This window comes from Mucilaginibacter boryungensis, from assembly GCF_015221995.1.
Classification (GTDB): Bacteria; Bacteroidota; Bacteroidia; order Sphingobacteriales; family Sphingobacteriaceae; genus Mucilaginibacter; species Mucilaginibacter boryungensis.
In genome coordinates, this window is the sequence record NZ_JADFFM010000001.1 from 2,699,641 (window position 1) to 2,718,968 (window position 19,328).

Here is a 19,328-nt window from a genome sequence, read left to right on the forward strand (position 1 = left end):
GTAAAGTTCTTTGATGCTGGGGCGATGTTAAAAACGCTCCTCAATGCCCAATCCGAACAGGGCGAAGTCATATTTCACCGGATCGGCAGGATCGAACTCGCGCAAACGCCCGGTTAATTCTACCGCAGTTTGCCAGTCTGTTTGCTTTCTTTGGATAAGATTTAATTTGCGGGCCACACGGTCGACATGTAGATCGCAGGGGATGATAAGATCGTACATTTTTATCTGGTCCCAAATACCAAAATCGACACCATTACCATCCTTGCGCACCATCCACCGAAGGAACATATTCAGCCGCTTACAGGTTGATTTTTGCGAAGGCGAGGAAACATGCTTTTTAGTACGGTGCGGATAATCGGGTAAGGAGAAGAAGTAGTTGCGAAAGTGATTTAAGCAATCTTCTACCCCCCGGCCCCCTAAAGGGGGAGTTTGATTTGCTTGCTCCCGCTTTAGGGGGCCGGGGGGCTTTGGTACAAACGCATCTTGCAGCGATTGATGGTTTTCATAATGATACCTGAAGAACGCGATAAAGTACAGCGTATCGATATCGTTAAAAGTGCGGTGTTTGAATTTTAGCAGCTTTTTAAGATCGGGCTCCTGGTGGTTCATGATGAAATCATACGGCGCACCATCCATCAGGGCAATCAGTTCTTTACACTTATTGATGATAGTTACCCGCTGCCCCCAGGCCAGTGTAGCCGCCCAAAATCCCATGATCTCGATATCCTGCTTTTTAGTAAACATATGCGGGATAGAGATGGGATCGTTAGCGATAAACCCGGGCTGGTTGTATTGGGCTACTTTGGCGTCGAGGAAGGCTTTGAGGTTTTCTATCATGATATATCAAAAACGTCATTGCGAGGAACGAAGCAATCTCCCAATAAGCATATCTGCTTAGCAAAGCTTTGAGATTGCTTCGTTCCTCGCAATGACGCGTGTGTATGTTTAAGCCAGCGCTTGTTTCAAATCAGCCAGCAGGTCTTCCACATCCTCTACCCCAACGCTCAGGCGCAGCAGGTTATCAGTTACACCAACGGCTTCGCGTACCTCTTTGGGGATAGAACCGTGGGTCATGCTAACCGGGTGGTTCATCAGCGATTCAACCCCGCCTAATGATTCGGCCAGGGTAAATACTTTGAATGAACCGGCTATGCGGAAGGTTTCAGCAAGGTCGGCGCCTTTCAGGGTAATAGAGATCATACCGCCGAAATCGCGCATTTGCTTTTTGGCGATCTCGTGGTTAGGATGATCCGTAAAACCGGGCCAGTATATTTTATCTACTTTGGGGTGGTTACGCAGGTATTCGGCTATAACGCGCCCGTTTTCGCAATGGGCCTTCATACGCAGGTGCAGGGTTTTAATACCCCGCAGCACCAGAAAGCTATCCATCGGGCCGGGTGTAGCACCGCAGGCATTATAAATGAACCACAGGCGTTTGTATAGTTCCTCGTCGTTCAGCATCAGCGCGCCCATTACCACATCGCTATGGCCGCCAATATATTTGGTAACCGAATGCATTACAATGGTAGCGCCCAAGTCCATCGGGTTTTGCAGGTATGGTGAAGCAAAGGTGTTATCAACCACCAGCATCAGGTTTTTCTCTTTAGTGATCTTCCCGATGGCTTCAATATCTACTATCTGCATAGTAGGATTGGTAGGCGTTTCTATCCAAACCAGTTTCGTCTTTTCGTTAGTATACTGGCGGATGATCTCCGGATCGGAAAGATCCAAAAAATGGAACTTGATACCGTAGTTAGCAAAGATCTTGGTGAAGATACGGTACGAGCCGCCATACAAATCGTTACCGGTAATTACTTCATCACCCGGGGCCAACAGTTTCATCACCGCATCGGTAGCGCCCATACCGCTTGAAAAAGCCAGTCCGTATTTAGCGTTCTCTAAAGCGGCCAAGCAATCTTCAAGCGCCTTGCGGGTGGGGTTGGTACCGCGCGAATATTCAAAACCCTTATTATCCCCCGGCGATTTTTGCCAATAGGTTGATGTTTGGTATATCGGTGTCATCACCGCCCCGGTTGAGGGGTCGGGCTCCTGCCCTGCGTGGATTGCTTTAGTTGCGAATTTCATAGTTAGTTGATTGGGTTAAAAAAACAAGCCGTCATTGCGAGGAGCTTCTATCAGCGACAAAGCAATCTCTACACCCAAAGATTTGATCTGTATAGCTTAGAGATTGCTTCGTTACTCGCAATGACGTAATGGTATAATATCAATACGCCCGTGCAAACAACACCCGCTGCGTTGAAGGTTTCCCCGTAAGGATACATTTGCCTGCTTCCTGTTTATTGTTCAAAGGTATACAACGAATTGTCGCCTTAGTTTCATCTTTTATTTTTTGCTCGGTTTCAGGCGTGCCATCCCAGTGGGCGGCAATAAAGCCCGGTTTTTCATCAAGCAGACGTTTAAATTCCTCGTAAGTATCAACCGATGTAGTATTTTCTTCACGGAAGCCTAAAGCTTTTTTATAGATGCTCTGTTGAATTTCTTCCAACAGGCTTTCAATTGTACCGGCAAGGCCATCCTGGTTAACTGTTTCTTTTGTCTTAGTATCGCGGCGCGCCAGTTCCACAGTTCCGTTTTGCATGTCGCGACTGCCAATGGCTACACGTAAAGGCACGCCCTTCAATTCATATTCGGCAAATTTAGCACCAGGGCGGTGGGTGTCGCGGTTATCAAACTTAACCGAAATGCCTTTCGCCTTCAGTTCTTTAATTAAACCTTTTACGTATTCGCTGATGCTGTCCAGTTCTTCCTGGTGTTTGTAGATCGGCACGATCACTACCTGTATAGGCGCCAGTTTTGGAGGCAATACCAAACCCGCATCATCAGAGTGGGCCATAATCAGCGCGCCAATTAAACGGGTTGATACCCCCCATGATGTTGCCCAAACAAAATCCTGCACATTATCTTTTGTAGTGAATTTCACATCAAAAGCTTTAGCAAAATTTTGCCCTAAAAAGTGCGATGTACCGGCCTGCAGGGCCTTACCATCCTGCATTAACGCCTCAATACAATAAGTATCCAGTGCACCCGCAAAACGCTCGTTTGGTGTTTTACGGCCTTTTACAACCGGTAGGGCAAGAAAGTTTTCAGCAAAGTCGGCATATACACCCAGCATTTGCTCGGTTTCGGCAATAGCTTCTTCGGCGGTAGCGTGGGCGGTATGGCCTTCCTGCCACAAAAACTCGGTGGTGCGCAAAAACATACGGGTACGCATTTCCCAGCGCACAACGTTGGCCCATTGGTTACACAGGATAGGCAAATCGCGGTAGGATTGTATCCAGCCGCGGTAAGTGTTCCAGATAATGGTTTCAGATGTTGGACGAACGATCAGTTCTTCTTCCAGTTTCGCGTCCTCATCTACAATAATATTTCCATTGCCATCGTTCTTTAGGCGATAATGCGTAACAACAGCACATTCTTTAGCGAAACCATCCACATGGCTGGCTTCTTTACTAAAAAATGATTTGGGTATAAATAAGGGAAAATAAGCATTTACGTGCCCGGTTTCTTTAAACATTCCGTCAAGGACGGCCTGCATTTTTTCCCAGATGGAATAACCATAGGGCTTAATGATCATACAACCTTTTACGGGTGCGTATTCGGCCAAATCGGCCTTTACTACCAGGTCATTATACCATTGTGAATAGTCTTCGTCTTTACTTACAATACCTTTGCTCATTTCGCCTAATTATATATTTAACTTTTTTATAATGATATTAAACCTTTGTAAATATTATGTGTCTTTACGATAATACCCCACCAATTCAACCTAACTAATTTTTACTTTTGTATTACGTATTATTGCGGCCAAATTTATAAATTTAAAGATTATTTACCTTACAATTTCAAACAACTCCAAATGAAACGGAACATTATAGGTGGAATTATTCTGATCGGCGCATTGGCGCTGGGTTCCTGCTCTACTACCAAACTCGCATCAAATCAGTCAAACGATGGCGACGATGTTTATTATTCAAATGCTAAAGCCGGCGACCAGATAGAGTATGTTGCATCAACGCAACCATCTAATCAGCAAAGCCGCTATAATAATTATAATGATGATGATTATTATTTTTATAATAGCTATGCATCGCGTATAAACCGTTTTGGCTACTTCTCGCCATTTGGTTACTACGATGATATTTATAATGGATATTATCCTTATTATGGCCGATATAGTGCAGGCATAGGCTTTGGGTTAGGGTTTGGCTATGGCTATGGGGGTTATTATGGGTATTCTCCATTTTATGATCCATTTTATTCTGGCTATTACGGTTATGGTTATCCAGGCTACTATGGTTACAACTACTTCGGTACCGGCTATGGGTATGGCCCAGGTGGCGGTTATTGGGGTGGTTATTCTGCCTATCGTAATTCCGGCACACCAAGGCCATATCGCGGCTCAGGTGCGCCAAGCAATGCTATAGTAAGCCGCTCAACCCGTCCTATTGGCTATAATGGTAACTATCCGGTAAACAGTGCGTATCCGGGCCGTCCTACTGTTAACAGCAATGGCCGTCAGGCTACAAACAGCACAGGAAACACTTATAACAATGGTGTAAGGCCTGTTCGTGGCGATAATAGCGGCCAGGCAGCACGTCCGGTTTATCAGCCGCAACAAACACAGTCTTATAGCCCTCCGCCTTCTTCAAATTCCGGTAGCTCTTCATCAAGCAGCGGTAGTTCATCAAGTGGCGGCAGTCGCCCGGTTAGACCTTAATTTTAATTTTCTAAAACATCTAACATTTCAATCCTATGAAACCTAAATATTTACTAACTGTAGCTGCTATAGTAGCAGTTACCCAAGCTTCCTTTGCTCAATACTCGCAGGATGCTTTAAGGTTTTCAACCTTTCAAAGCGGCTCTACTGCACGCATTAAAGGTGTTGGCAACGCCCAAACCGCATTAGGGGGCGATTTAAGTTCTATTAGCGGCAACCCGGCAGGTATCGGCTTTTTTACTCATTCAGAAATGAGCATTACACCCGAATTTGACGGTTCAAAGGTTAAATCGACCTACTATGGTCAGGGCAATAATACTTCTAAAAGTAACCTTAACTTAAATAACATTGCGGCAGTGTTCTATTCGCAATTGAATACGCCAAAAGGTGCCGATAAAACTAAGGGCTGGCTGAGCCTTAACTTTGGCGTAGCGTATGACCGTACCAACAACTACTACGAAGACATCCGCTATAGCGGTACAAACAAATCGAACAGTATTACAGATTATTATGCTAATGATGCCAACGCTAATCAATTAGCTAATGGCAGTTTGGGTGCATGGGCATACGATCAAAACTTGATAGATCAATATGGCAGCGCTGGTAATCAATACCGGTCAAACGCAACCTACCCCCCTCCAGGCGTCAATCCTAATGGAGTAACCCAGTTAAGTAATGCTATTCGTACAGGCGGGCAATCTGAATTAAGTTTATCAATGGGGGCCAATTATAGTAACCAATTTTATTTGGGCTTTAGCGTTGGTATTACCAACTTACGTTATAATACCACCAATACCTTTACTGAAAGTGGCTTAGCATCAGTTATTACAGCCATTGGACCTCCAATTGTTACGGCCAATCAAAATTACACTAACGTTTACACACAGGATCAGGAAACAAAAGGTACAGGTTTTAATTTGAAAGCCGGCTTTATATATAAGCCTACCGAAGCTGTTCGCCTGGGTGCTACCATAACCACCCCAACATGGTATAACATTGATGACAATTACAATGAAGGCATGACTACGAAACTTAACGGTAGCAATCTTGTGGGTGGCCCTGCTAATTATCCATTCAGCTATAAATTGCAAACCCCTACCCGTGTATCTGGTGGTATAGCCGTATTCTTTAAACAGTTTGGCTTTATTAGCGGCGATGTAGAATATCTTGACTACTCAGCTTCGCACTTAAGTGGTGATTATAATTCAAATGCAGATAATAACGATATTAAAACGCTATACCAATCGGCAGTTAACGCGCATGTTGGCGCTGAAGCCCGTTTAGCCAGTTCGTTATTTTTACGTGGTGGTTATGGGGTGCAAGGCAACGCGCTAAAAGAAAATGGCAGCAATATCAACACTGTTAGCGGCGGCTTAGGCTTCCGTTCGGGTACTTACTATATAGATGCTACTTATAGCCATATTACCGGCTCGCAAACTGTATTTCCTTACGAAATTGGCACTAACAGCCCTGCGGCATTACTAAACAGAACCAACGATAATGTTTATTTAACCGTTGGATTTAGATTTTAATAAACACGATTTTAGAGGTTATAAACCTTAAAAACAACAAAGGCGTTGGTACTCCAACGCCTTTGTTAATATCACCGTGCTGGGCTACTAATTTCAGTTTCTAGCTTCAATCCTCATCAATAAAAGAGCGCAGCATCCAGGTATTTTTCTCTTTAAACTGCATAAACCGGTTTATCATATCGTTGGTACCATCATCCCCGGCTTCAGCTGTTATTTCAAGTATCTCGCGTTCCATCCCAATCAGGGTGGCCATGTCAGTAATCAGTGCTTTTACCATATCAGTATCTTTCATACCAATGGTATTTACTTCTTTAATATCAGCGGTTTTAATATAATCGTCAAACGTACTATAAGGTGGTTTTCCTAAAGTAAGGATGCGTTCAGCCAGCTCATCAATGGTAGTTAGTGCTTCGGTATACAGCTCTTCGAATTTAACATGCAGTGTAAAAAAGCTTTTGCCTTTTACATTCCAATGGCAGCCCCGTAGTTTTTGATAATGAATGTGATAGTTAGCTAACAGATCGTTTAGGTGATCTACTACAGGTTTTACCTGTTTTTCCTCGAGGCTTATTTCTTTTGCGTCCATATAAAATTTAGTTGATTTACTTGTTAACCAGTATAACTATGCAATGTTTTAAACCGAAGCATCATATTTCCGTCTAAATAAATGATATTTACCCCCTGATTATATGGCGTTATCATCCTACATCAAACACCAGTTCAACGGCATTGTATGGCGTATGGAGATAGATCCCGTAAACGCCATGCTGTTTGTGGAAATACGCAATGAACAGGAAAAGCAGGTAAGTTTTGCATCTATAAGCCTCCCAGATGGGCAGATTAATTTTAATCAATTATATACAGACGAACGCTGGCTTACCGGTATTGAGGCGGCTTATAATAATGTTTTATTATTACATAATTATGAATCGCCGGGTAGCCCAACACACAAAGGGATTATTGCCATTGATGGTTTATCCGGCAAAATATTATGGAGTGATTATAACCGTACATTTAACCATTTAAGTAAAAATGGCCCGGTGATATTCGATAACCGGATACAGCCACGAAAGCTATTTACAGTTAGCATTAAAAGAGGTGAAACTATCGGGCCATATAACCCGATAATTGATGAAGATATTGAGACTGCGATTATATTACCCGATGTTGTAAATGCCGATAATTTAGAACTTCATAACCTGCCAGAGCAACCTTTTGGAAATATAGTACATAACCTTTACCACAACGATTTTAGAATTGTATCTTTGCACGCGCTAAAAAGCGACCAGCTAAACCAGGTTTTGTATATTTTTAAAAATGACCGGCTGGTATTTAATGATTTGTTAAATACCGGCATACAAAAATTACAACCCGAGGCGTTTGTATTGCATCATCATTATTTAATTTACCTTAAAAACAAGGTTGAATTAAATGTAATTAACTTGAAAACTGAATAAGTAAACGATATGAGGTTTAAGATTTTATTGACCATTTGTCCCCTGTTGCTGTTGACCAGCACCCTTTTTGCAAAAACTGGTTTCGATTCGGTTGGCGTAGAAAACCAGAACGGAAAGAAAGTTATACTGCATAAAGTTGAGCCTAAAGAGACTTACTTCGCGCTTAGCCGCAGGTACAATGTAAAGCCCAATTTAATTATACAATTTAATAACAATATTATATTGCAGCCCGGCGCTATAGTAAAAGTACCTACCGAGCTGCCTTTTGCCGAATCTGCCAAAACCGTTGTTAAACATACCGAAGCATCTAAACCTGAAGTAAAGCAAACGGTACAGGAGTTTAAGGTATCGCCTCATGAAACGCTATATTCTATAGCCAAAAGGTTTGGCACTACGGTTGATGATATTAAGGAATCTAACGGACTTAAATCGGACGTGGTTACCCCTGGGCAAATATTGCAGATCCGCACTGCGGGGGGTAGTCAGTCAAAACCCGCCGAAAAAGAAGCCGTTGTTGAGAACAAACCTGTACCACAGCAGGTAGTGCAACAACCTAAGCAACAGGCGCAAGCCCCGGTTACCCAGCCGCAAAGCCAACCTGCGCAAAACACCCCGGTAAATACGCAAAATACACAGCAATATAAAGTATCCAATGGTGAAACGTTGTTTACCATTGCTAAAAGGTTCAACACATCGGTTGACGATATCATAGCACTAAATAAGTTACCTGGTAATACTATTACTCCAGGGCAAATATTAGTGGTACGTGCGGGCATGCCACCTGCACCGGTTGTTCCTAAATCGCAGCAAATTATTGCTAAACGCGATACTACAAGCGTAGCCGACAGTCTTGACCGCCATATCCCAGCCAACCGTTACGGTTTATTCCTGAAGGATGAAAAAGGCCCGGCTATTTGGATGGACGACCCAAGCTTTGATCCGAAAAAACAATTGGTACTGCACCGTACTGCCCCTATTGGCACCGTAATGAAAATTACCAATCCCATGACCAATCGAAGTGTTTTTGCTAAAGTTGTAGGTCGTTTTGCCGATAATGAAGCTAATAAAGATGTAATTGTAGTGGTTACAAAAAATGTAGCCGATATGATTGGTGCAATGGATAAACGTTTCCGTGTTAACATTACCTACGGCGTGCCAAGCAATGAGCAATAAACCTTATATTATAGGTGTAGCCGGTGGCAGTGGTTCCGGTAAAACTTTTTTTTTAAAGTGTTTTCTTGCCCATTTTACACAGGAAGAAGTATGCCTGGTGTCGCAGGATGATTATTATATCCCGGTAGCACACAATATGACACCGGAAGAAAATAAGTTATATAACTTCGATTTGCCGGTTACTATCGATCGTCAGCATTTTTTTGAAGATATTACCAGTCTCATTAATGGCGAAACGGTTATCAAACACGAATACACTTTTAATAATCCAAACGCTGTTCCAAAAGTACTGGAAATAAAGCCTGCGCCTATTATCATTGTAGAAGGCTTATTTATAATGCACTTTACAGAAATTGCCGACCTGCTGGATATGAAGATTTTCATTGATACAGAAGAGGATATTGCCCTGCAACGCCGCTTAAAACGCGACTTGATAGAGCGCGGCTACTCGCACGATGATGTAATGTACAAATGGCATAACCACGTAGTACCGGCTTATAAGGAATATCTGCTGCCTTACCGGGAAATAAGTCATAAAGTAATTACGAACAACACCCATATAGCTGATGATATGGTCTCTATTACCGACGAAATATCGAAAGAATTACGAGAAAAAGTGCTGGGTGATAAATAACAGCCTGCATATATTCTCCAAATTGTCAATTCTTTCATAAACACATCCATCGCATTTAAATAGTATGTATTTTTGTTGATATGAATACGGCAGACCTGTTACAGCGTGCTTTACAATTTGATTTTCTGAATATCGAAGAAGGTGTGCATTTATATCACCATGCATCTACTCCGGAATTGATGTACGTAGCTAACGAACTACGGAAAATACAAGTGCCGCATGGCAAGGTAACCTGGCAAATAGACCGGAACGTAAATACGACTAACGTATGTATTGCCAATTGCAAATTCTGCAATTTTTTCCGTCGCCCCGGTCACGAGGAAAGTTATATCACCGATATAGAGACCTACAAAAAAAAGATCGAAGAAACCTTCCGTTTTGGCGGCGATCAATTATTATTACAAGGCGGGCACCACCCCGATCTGGGACTGAAATTTTATACCGACTTATTTAAAGAATTAAAAGAACTATACCCCACGCTTAAGCTACACTCATTAGGCCCGCCAGAAATTGCTCACGTAGCCAAGCTGGAAGGCATGAGCCACTACGATGTACTCAAAGCCATGAAAGAAGCCGGGCTGGATTCATTACCCGGTGCTGGTGCCGAAATATTGAATGATCGGGTACGCCGCCTGATATCAAAAGGTAAATGCGGTGGAAAAGAATGGCTGGACGTAATGCGTGCCGCTCATCAGCTTAACCTGCCATCATCGGCCACCATGATGTTTGGCCACGTGGAAACTATTGAAGAACGTTTTGAGCACCTGGTATGGATACGTGAAGTACAATCTGAAAAACCCGAAGGCCATTATGGTTTTATCGCGTTTATTCCATGGCCTTTCCAGGACGATGGCACACTGTTAAGAAAAGTGCGCGGTATCACCAACAATGTAACCGGCGATGAATACATCCGTATGATTGCCTTAAGCCGTATCATGCTGCCAAATATTAAAAATATACAGGCATCGTGGCTTACAGTGGGCAAACAAGTAGCGCAAACCTGCCTGCATGCTGGCGCTAATGATTTTGGTTCGATAATGATTGAAGAAAATGTGGTATCGGCCGCCGGTGCTCCACACCGCTTTACTGCGCAAGGCATACAAAATGCAATTAAAGAAGCCGGGTTTGAACCGCAATTACGTACCCAGAAATATATTTGGCGTGATATGCCTGCGCAATTGGAAGAGCAGGTGATCAATTATTGAGGGAAGTACAGAAATGGAAGAAGACCGGGAGTTTAAGTTCCTGGTAATAACGTCGTGGTTATTTTTCTTTCGGACTATCAGCATTTATTTCCTTCCACAACAAATCCTTCAACTCGGTAATCCCTTTTTGTGCAACTGATGATATAAACACCGATGGGATACCTTTAGGCAGTTCAGCCATCATTTCCTGTTGAAGTTCATCATCCAGCAGATCGCCTTTAGTTACAGCTAATACACGCGGCTTGTGGATCAGTTCAGGGTTGTACTCTTCCAGTTCGCGCAGCAGGATATCATACTCTTCCTTAATGGTACGGTTGGTATCGGCAGGCACCATGAACAATAGTACCGAGTTACGCTCGATATGACGCAGGAAACGGAAACCAAGGCCTTTGCCTTGGGATGCGCCTTCGATGATTCCCGGTATATCGGCCATTACGAAGGATTTATTATCGCGATAAGCGACAATACCCAAATTAGGCACAATGGTAGTAAACGCATAATCCGCAATCTCGGGCTTGGCTGCTGATACTACCGATAGCAGGGTTGATTTACCCGCATTTGGGAAACCTACCAAGCCAACATCGGCCAATAATTTTAGTTCCAGCACATTCCACACTTCCTGTCCCGGTTCGCCGGGTTGGGCAAAACGCGGGGTTTGCAGGGTCGGGGTTTTAAAGTGCCAATTGCCCTGGCCGCCACGGCCGCCGGGTGTTATAATTTTGGTTTCACCATCTTTGGTGATCTCAAACAGTATCTCATCAGTTTCAGCATTTTTGGCAATAGTACCCAGCGGCACTTCTAATATTTCATCGCGGCCTGTTTTGCCCGAACGCAGTGAACTGCCACCGCCTTCGCCATCGCCGGCAATTACGTGTTTACGATATTTAAGGTGCAACAATGTCCAAAGCTGGGCATTGCCTTTAATAATAACATGCCCGCCACGACCGCCGTCGCCGCCATCAGGGCCGCCGGTTGCCGTGAATTTATCGCGGTGCAAATGCGTTGAGCCTGCACCGCCTTTACCGGAGCGGCAGCATATTTTTACGTAATCAACAAAATTTGAACCTTGGGACATATATATTTAGTTAAGTCGGGAAGTCTGAAAGACGGAAAGTCCGAAAGAACAGAAACAATGCTTCTAACTTTCGGACTTCCGGCCTTGCCGACTTTCGGACTAATATTAATAAGCAGCAATAACGTTGGTTATCGCATCAAATATTTCGTTGATGGAACCTATACCATTAATGCTTTTAAACTTGTTTTGTTTTTTATAAAAATCAGCAACAGGTGCTGTTTTGTTATTGTATTCAACTATGCGCTTGCGGATAACCTCGGGGTTAGCATCATCCGGGCGGCCAGATTCTTTGCCACGCAGTAGTAACCGATGTTCCAATTCGTCATCATTTACTTCTAACGCTATCATACCCGAAATGGCTGACCCTTTACTGGTTAATAAGCTATCCAGCGCTTCAGCCTGTGCAACAGTACGCGGGAAACCGTCAAAAATAAAGCCTTTGGCGCCTTTGTTAGTATCCAGTTTATTACTGATCATGCCAATAACAACCTCATCGGGCACCAGTTTGCCTTCATCCATCAGCTTTTTAGCTTCTAAACCTAAAGCAGTGCCCTGGGAAATCTCACCACGCAACAAATCGCCTGTTGATAGATGAATCAACCCATATTTTTCAATAAGTTTTTGAGATTGAGTACCCTTACCGGCCCCGGGTGGACCAAACAATACTAAGTTCAGCATCCTTTGATTTAAAGTTAAAAGCCTTTCAATATAATACTGAAAGGCTTAGCGTTGAGTGCACTTGTAGGGATTCGAACCCCAAACCTTCTCATCCGTAGTGAGATGCTCTATCCAGTTGAGCTACAAGTGCATTGGTTGTTTTATAAAAAAGAACCTTTCCGTTATTGGCACCAATGCCTTTTTTAACGGACTGCAAAAATAGAATAATTTTGCAATCAGTTGAAATATTTTTTGAAATTTACTTAACCTTTTCGGCAATAGCTTCAAAATCAGGTAAATCTTCTGATAATTTAATGAAACTGCAGGTTGTCTTCGGCCTTAAAATAGTCTGCGCAAGCTCATCAGCTATTTATCAGGACTTATCATTATTCATGCCCCCTCTCTCATTTTAGCAATACTGTTTTATAATAATACTGTTTAGGATCAATCACAGGCACTGTTTTGCTTTTGATGTTAAAACGTGTAGCAAAAGGTATCTTAGTATGTATTATACCCGTATCAGTAGCTATATCCAACGGCAATTCCATAGGGCTATTCTTAATAGTTAAATAATAATTACCCGGCGCAGCTTGGGCAAGTTCAAAATCCATTGTTCTGGTAGTTTTCAAATAAAAATCGAATAATGGTTTTAAGCTTTTACCATAGTAACCTGAATAATATCGTTCCACTTCATCGGTAGTAAAATATTTATCATATGGGTATTGTACATCTTCTACAAATTTTTTAATCGCGGGGAAAAACACATTATCGCCCAACACAAAACGTAAAGTATGCAGTAAGAAAGCACCCTTTGTATACATATCGGTATTATAATGTGAGTTTAAATATGCGCTGCTATCAGATATTACCGGTTTAAGTGCTCTGATACCCGCACGTTTGCGGATCATTACCGAATCGTAACCTTGTTCGCCAAGTTTATCCCTGAAAAATAAAGCCTCGGCATAGGTGGCCGACCCCTCCTGTATCCACATGTGCGACCAATCCCAATTAGTGATTTTATTGGCCCACCATTCGTGCGCAAATTCATGAAACATCTCGGAGGAAAATTTAACTCCGCCGCGATACTGATCATATTTGAACGTACCACTGTAAGTAACCATAGTTTGGTGCTCCATTCCTGAATTCGGCACCTCCGCGATGCCTATCTTTTCCTTATACCAGGGATATTCGCCAAAATACTTCTCCATCATCCGGGTATCGCGCACGCGCATGTCCAATACTTCGTTGGCATGGATACTGTCCTCTTCCAACACATAAAATTGTATAGGCACTGTATGCCCCTTGCTGGTGGTGTATGGACGAGTGTAAACTTTATATTTACCTATATTGAATACAACGGTGTAATTACTAATTGTATAATTAGTTTTCCAATGCCAGGTAGCCTTATTGTTAGCTGCTGTTTTTACGCCTTGCAATAAGCCTGGACCGGCAACCGATAAACCTTTGGGTATAGTGATGAACAAGTCCACACCTTCATTGGGCTCATCACTGGGGTGATCTTTACATGGATAATACATTTTAGCTCCCTGCAACTGTACATTGATGGATACCCAGGGATTACCATGTTTGTCTGTTTTCCAAGTGAAACCGCCTTCCCAGGGTGGTCGCTTGCCTATGGGTGGCATGCCTCCGTAATATATCCTAATCGTGTGTTTGCCAGGTTTATACCCATTTTTATTAATAATATAGATCAGGTCATTTTTTTGCGAAAAAGATTGATTTGTGTTGTTAACCACTGTTTTATGCACGGTTAGCAAATGCACCAGGTCAAACAATAAAGTGTCCGTGGGTTTCGATAGCACCAGGTCAATTTCGGCATAACCTTCAATAGTTTGTTTATTAATATTAACATCAAGCGCCAGCGTATTATGTCGAATATCCATAATGGCTTGTAAAGGCTTCAAAGGCCCGCCAGAACTTACATAGCTTACATCGCGGTCTTGCGCATATAACAACCTGGAAGCGGCACAAAAAAGAATTAAAATGGTAAAGCTTTTCTTCATAATAAATGTTAGCTTAAAGTTGGAAATGTTAAGATACACACAAAACCACAGATTGTACCATCACACAGCATAGTTATGATAAAAGCCATCATTATTACTCAGCCTGGCGGCCCCGAAGTTTTAGAATTGACAGAGAGACCTAAGCCCATGCCCGGCAATGGCGAGGTATTAATAAAGGTACATGCCGCAGGTATTAACCGGCCCGATGTTGCCCAACGCAAAGGCAATTATCCCCCACCACCTGGTGCACCACAGGATATTCCCGGATTGGAGGTAGCCGGAACTATAGAAGCCGTTGGTAGTAACGTTACCCGCTGGAAGGTTGGCGACAAAGTTTGTGCCTTAGTTATTGGTGGCGGTTATGCCGAATACTGTAGTGCCCCTGAAGGCCAGTGCCTCCCCGTTCCTGATAATTTAAGTTTTGTGGAAGCCGCCTCACTCCCGGAAACATTCTTTACAGTATGGAGCAATGTCTTTGATCGGGCCCGCATACAACCCGGCGAAAGTTTGCTGGCGCATGGTGGTAGCAGTGGCATTGGCGTAACAGCTATTCAAATGGCGAAAGCATTGGGCAATAAAGTTTATGTAACTGCCGGCAGTGATGAAAAATGCAAATTCTGCGATGACCTGGGTGCCTATAAAGCCATAAATTATAAAACACAAAATTTTAGGGATGAAATAAACCGCCTGACCGATGGCAAAGGCGTGGATGTAATATTAGATATGATTGGCGGCGATTATACACCAAATAACCTGCAATGCCTGGCCAATGACGGTCGATTAGTGATAATAAATACCATGAATGGGAAAGATGTGCAGGTTGACTTATCCTTAGTAATGCGCAAGCGCTTAACCATAACAGGTTCTACCTTGCGCAACCGCGACGTGGAATTTAAAAGCGCAATTGCCAAAGAATTGGAAAAACATATCTGGCCATTACTCCAATCGGAGAAAATAAAGCCTGTTATATATAAGGTATTCCCGGCTAACGAAGCCGCTGATGCGCACCGACTAATGGAAAGCAGCGAACACATTGGGAAGATTGTACTGGAGTTTTAAAAAGCCATTGCTTATAAACCCGATAGCAACGGAAAGCCCGGAACATAGCGCAGCGAAGTGAGGACTTGCAGTGGATAGCGGGGCGACAGCAGCCATGAAAACATAACCAATCATTTTCTAAAGAATATTATAATACTTAAATATAAACTTTAAAAAAATAGCTCAAGTTTTCCTCTTTTTCCTTTTCCAAAAGATAGCCCCCTCACATGCTTAGTCAGTAAAACAGGGGTATCTATAGCAACACATGCCTTAGCTTGCACTCTATTAAAACTTCTTACAAAAATTTTTAAACAGGTATTTTTTTATCGGCATAAAAGCATAACTTTGCACCACTTAAATAGCACCCTGTTTACAGGGCGCCAATAGTTTAACAAAATACTTTAAATACCAGGTTATTTATGCCCAATATTGGAAAAATATCTCAGATCATCGGTCCGGTAGTTGACGTTAGCTTTGCTGACGACGCGCACCTGCCACGTATCTTTGACGCTTTGGAAATCACCAAAGACAACGGACAAAAAATTATTCTTGAAGTTCAGCAGCACTTAGGTGAAGACCGTGTACGTGCTGTAGCGATGGATTCGACCGATGGTTTGCTGCGCGGTATGCCCGTAGTTGACTTAGAAGCTGCTATTACCATGCCAATTGGTGATAACATTAAAGGCCGTGTATTTAACGTCGTTGGCGATCCGATTGACGGACTTGCAACCCTTGATAAAACTGGTGGCCGCCCTATCCACAACCAACCTCCGCGTTTTGAGGACCTTTCAACCGAATCTGAAGTACTTTTTACAGGTATTAAGGTTATCGACTTGTTAGAGCCCTATGCAAAAGGTGGTAAAATTGGTTTGTTTGGTGGTGCGGGTGTAGGTAAAACTGTATTGATCCAGGAACTGATCAACAACATCGCTAAAGCATATTCTGGTTTATCAGTATTTGCAGGTGTTGGCGAGCGTACACGTGAAGGTAACGACTTATTGCGTGAGATGCTGGAATCGGGCATTATAAAATACGGCGAAGAGTTTATGCACTCCATGGAAGAGGGTGGCTGGGATCTGAGCAAAGTTGATATGAACGAAATGAAGGAATCTAAAGCGACCTTCGTATTCGGCCAGATGAACGAGCCCCCAGGTGCACGTGCACGTGTGGCTTTATCAGGCTTAACCCTTGCGGAATATTTCCGTGATGGTGATGCTGAAGGTAAAGGCCGCGATATCCTTTTCTTTATCGATAACATTTTCCGTTTCACCCAGGCAGGTTCTGAAGTATCAGCGTTGTTAGGCCGTATGCCTTCAGCGGTAGGTTACCAGCCAACCCTTGCTACTGAAATGGGTATGATGCAGGAACGTATCACGTCGACAAAACGTGGTTCAATCACATCTGTACAGGCCGTTTATGTACCTGCGGATGACTTGACCGACCCTGCACCGGCAACAACATTTGCCCACTTAGATGCTACTACCGTACTTTCACGTAAAATTGCCGAGTTGGGTATTTACCCTGCGGTGGATCCCCTGGATTCAACCTCACGTATCCTTAGCGCTGCTATTTTAGGTGACGAGCACTACAATACTGCACAACGCGTAAAAGAAATTCTGCAACGCTACAAAGAGTTACAGGATATCATCGCGATTTTGGGTATGGACGAGCTTTCCGAAGAAGATAAGTTAACCGTATCGCGCGCACGCCGTGTACAACGTTTCCTTTCACAGCCATTCCACGTGGCCGAGCAATTCACTGGTTTAAAAGGTGTATTGGTTGACATTAAAGAAACCATCAAAGGTTTCAACATGATTATGGATGGTGAAGTTGACGAGTATCCGGAAGCAGCCTTTAACTTAGTAGGCAGCATTGAAGATGCCATTGAAAAAGGTAAAAAACTGTTAGCGGAAGCTAATTCATAAATATGCAAATATGCGGATATGCAGATGTGCGAATTAAGCATCTGCATATTTGCATATTTGCACATATGCACATTAAAGAATGATTTTAGAAATCCTAACTCCCGATAAAAAAGTATTCGAAGGCGAAGTAAATTCTATCACCTTGCCGGGTACCATGGGATCATTTGAAATACTGAACCACCACGCCCCTATCATCTCTACTTTAGAAGATGGTAAATTAACTGTACGCAGCGCTGGTAAAACAGAAGATATTTTTTTTATACAAGGCGGCGTTGTGGAAGCTTCTAACAACAAAGTGATTGTATTAGCCGAGGGTATTACCCACCGCTAATAAACAGCTTTAATAGATTATGAAAGCCCTTTCGATTATTCGGAAGGGCTTTTTTGGTGTTCGAAAACCAGGATTACGTATTAGTTAATATTGCTTAAGATTAAACCAAAATAGGGCACTATTTGATGATAATAATTTAATTACTTGGTGTTACTAACCAAATGATCTGCCATCATGAAAAATCTATTTATTGTTGTATGCATTATTTTGTGTTTTTTATCCTGTAAGAAGAAAAAGGCTGAGCCAACGCTGACCGGCGAAACACCGGTGGTTACAACGCCTGAAGTACCGGGTAAACTGCTTTGGGATGGTGATGCATCTAAAGGTACTTCCATATGGAAGGTTGCATCAAACATAGAGGGCGAAGGGACTATTACCACAGTAAACGACCCAACTTACGGAACCGTATGGAAATTCACCAAACCACTGGGCAGCCACCGCACCGAATCGCACGCTGCCAATGGGTTTCAGGCACAGGAAGGTGATGATATTTACATCGGCTGGCGCTGCAAAGTCAGCATGCCGCCTAATATCAATACCAATGCTGTATTTCAATGGAAAGCTTACGGCAGCGATATGCAACAAAACTTCCCCATTATTATCAGTACAACTACCGGCGGCGATATTCATCTGATGCATTACGCACCCGGACAAGTGGGTACCGAGCTTTGGAAAACCCCACTAAAAATAAATGCCTGGAACCGCTTTGTACTCAGATTAAAGATATCTCGCGACGGCACTATCGGTTTTATTGAATTTTGGTATAATGATGAAAAGCAGACACTTAAAGGCGGCACGCAGCGCTATTATGGCAGGACACTTGATGCGGAATACTGCGACCCAAAATGGGGCGTTTATGGCGGCGATGCACAGCTGATTACTAATTACGTAGGCCGGCCGCGCATTGCCACTACTTACGACCTGGTAAAACCTGAAAAGCTGAATGAACCAACACCCGATCCGGCACCTGCACCCGCCACAGTACCTGTAGATCCGGAAAGTATTACTCTGTTTAAAACCATTACCGCCAGCAGCGAACTAAGTGGCAATAAAGGATCGGCTGCGGTGGATGACGACCTGGATACTTACTGGCAACCGGCAGCCAGCGATCGTACCGACCTAAACATATGGCTAAGCGCCGACCTTGGCACAGCAAAAGATTTCAACGCAATGCGCATATTTTGGAACCGGGCCGATGTAATTGCCAAATATCAGCTACTATATTCGGATGATGGCACCACCTGGCAATTGGCATATGAAAAAACCAAAAGTTTCAGCACTATTGAAAAAAGCACATTCCCCAAGGTAACCGCCCGTTTTGTTAAGCTCAATATCATTTTAACAGAGGATGGCTCTAATTTGACCACTGCTGAATGGCGGATTTTCCAGGAATAATAAAGAAAATTTGAAAAGCCCTTCCGATAATCGGAAGGGCTTTTTTGTCATTGATTAGAAACAGCACGCCATTGCGGGGAACGCAGCAAAACGTTTCATGGACTCATTGTGTAAATCCCATTCCTTCTGTATCAAAACAAAAAA

Annotated in this window: 17 protein-coding genes and 1 tRNA gene; 10 read left to right on the plus strand and 8 right to left on the minus strand. The window is 43.1% G+C overall.

Translation table 11 applies throughout. The features are described 5' to 3' along the window. Positions 1–27 precede the first annotated feature (27 nt). The 3 genes from IRJ18_RS11375 to proS form a co-directional block, all read right to left on the minus strand. Complete coding sequence (locus IRJ18_RS11375; protein ID WP_194106322.1) at positions 28–837, minus strand: TIGR02757 family protein; 810 nt, start codon at positions 835–837, stop codon at positions 28–30. A gap of 108 nt (positions 838–945) precedes the next feature. After that, positions 946–2,085, minus strand: a complete 1,140-nt coding sequence (locus tag IRJ18_RS11380; RefSeq protein WP_194106323.1) for a cystathionine gamma-synthase — start codon at positions 2,083–2,085, stop codon at positions 946–948. 139 nt (positions 2,086–2,224) lie between these two features. Next, on the minus strand, positions 2,225–3,697 hold the full coding sequence (proS, locus tag IRJ18_RS11385; protein ID WP_194106324.1) for a proline--tRNA ligase: 1,473 nt from the start codon (positions 3,695–3,697) through the stop codon (positions 2,225–2,227). Between the two features lie 180 nt (positions 3,698–3,877). Here proS and IRJ18_RS11390 point away from each other — a divergent pair, with 180 nt between their 5' ends. Together IRJ18_RS11390 and IRJ18_RS11395 are read left to right on the plus strand one after the other, a co-directional pair. Then, positions 3,878–4,738, plus strand: coding sequence for a hypothetical protein (locus IRJ18_RS11390; protein ID WP_194106325.1), 861 nt, complete (start codon positions 3,878–3,880; stop codon positions 4,736–4,738). Between the two features lie 35 nt (positions 4,739–4,773). Further along, positions 4,774–6,270, plus strand: coding sequence for an OmpP1/FadL family transporter (locus tag IRJ18_RS11395; RefSeq protein ID WP_194106326.1), 1,497 nt, complete (start codon positions 4,774–4,776; stop codon positions 6,268–6,270). Between the two features lie 106 nt (positions 6,271–6,376). Here IRJ18_RS11395 and IRJ18_RS11400 read toward each other — a convergent pair whose 3' ends face one another. Next, positions 6,377–6,856: a Dps family protein gene (locus IRJ18_RS11400; protein ID WP_194106327.1), complete on the minus strand. Its 480-nt coding sequence runs from the start codon at positions 6,854–6,856 to the stop codon at positions 6,377–6,379. 103 nt (positions 6,857–6,959) lie between these two features. On the opposite strand from IRJ18_RS11400, the gene IRJ18_RS11405 reads away from it, so the two are divergent. The 4 genes from IRJ18_RS11405 to IRJ18_RS11420 all read left to right on the plus strand — a co-directional run bounded on the left by IRJ18_RS11405 (position 6,960) and on the right by IRJ18_RS11420 (position 10,739). Next, positions 6,960–7,727 (plus strand): DUF4905 domain-containing protein, encoded by a 768-nt coding sequence (locus IRJ18_RS11405; protein ID WP_194106328.1) that lies wholly within the window; start codon positions 6,960–6,962, stop codon positions 7,725–7,727. 9 nt (positions 7,728–7,736) lie between these two features. Next, a complete protein-coding gene (locus IRJ18_RS11410; protein WP_194106329.1) occupies positions 7,737–8,900 on the plus strand; it encodes a LysM peptidoglycan-binding domain-containing protein in 1,164 nt (387 codons plus the stop codon). Continuing rightward, on the plus strand, positions 8,890–9,534 hold the full coding sequence (locus IRJ18_RS11415) for a uridine kinase family protein (RefSeq protein ID WP_194106330.1): 645 nt from the start codon (positions 8,890–8,892) through the stop codon (positions 9,532–9,534). The genes IRJ18_RS11410 and IRJ18_RS11415 overlap by 11 nt, the downstream gene beginning before the upstream one ends. Positions 9,535–9,614: 80 nt before the next feature. Further along, on the plus strand, positions 9,615–10,739 hold the full coding sequence (locus tag IRJ18_RS11420) for a CofH family radical SAM protein (RefSeq protein WP_194106331.1): 1,125 nt from the start codon (positions 9,615–9,617) through the stop codon (positions 10,737–10,739). A gap of 58 nt (positions 10,740–10,797) precedes the next feature. Here IRJ18_RS11420 and obgE read toward each other — a convergent pair whose 3' ends face one another. From obgE to IRJ18_RS11440, 4 genes are all read right to left on the minus strand, one after another. Beyond that, on the minus strand, positions 10,798–11,814 hold the full coding sequence (gene obgE, locus IRJ18_RS11425) for a GTPase ObgE (protein WP_194106332.1): 1,017 nt from the start codon (positions 11,812–11,814) through the stop codon (positions 10,798–10,800). 105 nt (positions 11,815–11,919) lie between these two features. Continuing rightward, the gene (locus IRJ18_RS11430; protein ID WP_194106333.1) at positions 11,920–12,492 is read right to left on the minus strand and encodes an adenylate kinase; all 573 of its coding nucleotides are present in this window, start codon (positions 12,490–12,492) and stop codon (positions 11,920–11,922) included. 56 nt (positions 12,493–12,548) lie between these two features. Continuing rightward, positions 12,549–12,622, minus strand: a tRNA-Arg gene (locus IRJ18_RS11435). 253 nt (positions 12,623–12,875) lie between these two features. Then, the gene (locus IRJ18_RS11440; protein ID WP_194106334.1) at positions 12,876–14,495 is read right to left on the minus strand and encodes a M1 family metallopeptidase; all 1,620 of its coding nucleotides are present in this window, start codon (positions 14,493–14,495) and stop codon (positions 12,876–12,878) included. Positions 14,496–14,570: 75 nt separating this feature from the next. Here IRJ18_RS11440 and IRJ18_RS11445 point away from each other — a divergent pair, with 75 nt between their 5' ends. The 4 genes from IRJ18_RS11445 to IRJ18_RS11460 all read left to right on the plus strand — a co-directional run bounded on the left by IRJ18_RS11445 (position 14,571) and on the right by IRJ18_RS11460 (position 19,184). Further along, the gene (locus IRJ18_RS11445; RefSeq protein ID WP_228072709.1) at positions 14,571–15,554 is read left to right on the plus strand and encodes an NAD(P)H-quinone oxidoreductase; all 984 of its coding nucleotides are present in this window, start codon (positions 14,571–14,573) and stop codon (positions 15,552–15,554) included. 398 nt (positions 15,555–15,952) lie between these two features. Then, a complete protein-coding gene (atpD, locus tag IRJ18_RS11450; protein ID WP_194106335.1) occupies positions 15,953–17,458 on the plus strand; it encodes a F0F1 ATP synthase subunit beta in 1,506 nt (501 codons plus the stop codon). A gap of 79 nt (positions 17,459–17,537) precedes the next feature. Further along, the gene (gene atpC / locus IRJ18_RS11455) at positions 17,538–17,789 is read left to right on the plus strand and encodes an ATP synthase F1 subunit epsilon (RefSeq protein WP_194106336.1); all 252 of its coding nucleotides are present in this window, start codon (positions 17,538–17,540) and stop codon (positions 17,787–17,789) included. A 174-nt stretch (positions 17,790–17,963) separates the two neighbouring features. Beyond that, a complete protein-coding gene (locus IRJ18_RS11460) occupies positions 17,964–19,184 on the plus strand; it encodes a discoidin domain-containing protein (RefSeq protein WP_194106337.1) in 1,221 nt (406 codons plus the stop codon). Positions 19,185–19,328: the final 144 nt, after the last annotated feature.

Coding starts and splice junctions, on each gene's coding strand:
- IRJ18_RS11375 (WP_194106322.1), bottom strand. CDS start 837: ATGATAGAAAACCTCAAAGCCTTCCTCGACGCCAAAGTAGCCCAATAC.
- IRJ18_RS11380 (WP_194106323.1), bottom strand. CDS start 2,085: ATGAAATTCGCAACTAAAGCAATCCACGCAGGGCAGGAGCCCGACCCC.
- proS (WP_194106324.1), bottom strand. CDS start 3,697: ATGAGCAAAGGTATTGTAAGTAAAGACGAAGACTATTCACAATGGTAT.
- IRJ18_RS11390 (WP_194106325.1), top strand. CDS start 3,878: ATGAAACGGAACATTATAGGTGGAATTATTCTGATCGGCGCATTGGCG.
- IRJ18_RS11395 (WP_194106326.1), top strand. CDS start 4,774: ATGAAACCTAAATATTTACTAACTGTAGCTGCTATAGTAGCAGTTACC.
- IRJ18_RS11400 (WP_194106327.1), bottom strand. CDS start 6,856: ATGGACGCAAAAGAAATAAGCCTCGAGGAAAAACAGGTAAAACCTGTA.
- IRJ18_RS11405 (WP_194106328.1), top strand. CDS start 6,960: ATGGCGTTATCATCCTACATCAAACACCAGTTCAACGGCATTGTATGG.
- IRJ18_RS11410 (WP_194106329.1), top strand. CDS start 7,737: ATGAGGTTTAAGATTTTATTGACCATTTGTCCCCTGTTGCTGTTGACC.
- IRJ18_RS11415 (WP_194106330.1), top strand. CDS start 8,890: ATGAGCAATAAACCTTATATTATAGGTGTAGCCGGTGGCAGTGGTTCC.
- IRJ18_RS11420 (WP_194106331.1), top strand. CDS start 9,615: ATGAATACGGCAGACCTGTTACAGCGTGCTTTACAATTTGATTTTCTG.
- obgE (WP_194106332.1), bottom strand. CDS start 11,814: ATGTCCCAAGGTTCAAATTTTGTTGATTACGTAAAAATATGCTGCCGC.
- IRJ18_RS11430 (WP_194106333.1), bottom strand. CDS start 12,492: ATGCTGAACTTAGTATTGTTTGGTCCACCCGGGGCCGGTAAGGGTACT.
- IRJ18_RS11440 (WP_194106334.1), bottom strand. CDS start 14,495: ATGAAGAAAAGCTTTACCATTTTAATTCTTTTTTGTGCCGCTTCCAGG.
- IRJ18_RS11445 (WP_228072709.1), top strand. CDS start 14,571: ATGATAAAAGCCATCATTATTACTCAGCCTGGCGGCCCCGAAGTTTTA.
- atpD (WP_194106335.1), top strand. CDS start 15,953: ATGCCCAATATTGGAAAAATATCTCAGATCATCGGTCCGGTAGTTGAC.
- atpC (WP_194106336.1), top strand. CDS start 17,538: ATGATTTTAGAAATCCTAACTCCCGATAAAAAAGTATTCGAAGGCGAA.
- IRJ18_RS11460 (WP_194106337.1), top strand. CDS start 17,964: ATGAAAAATCTATTTATTGTTGTATGCATTATTTTGTGTTTTTTATCC.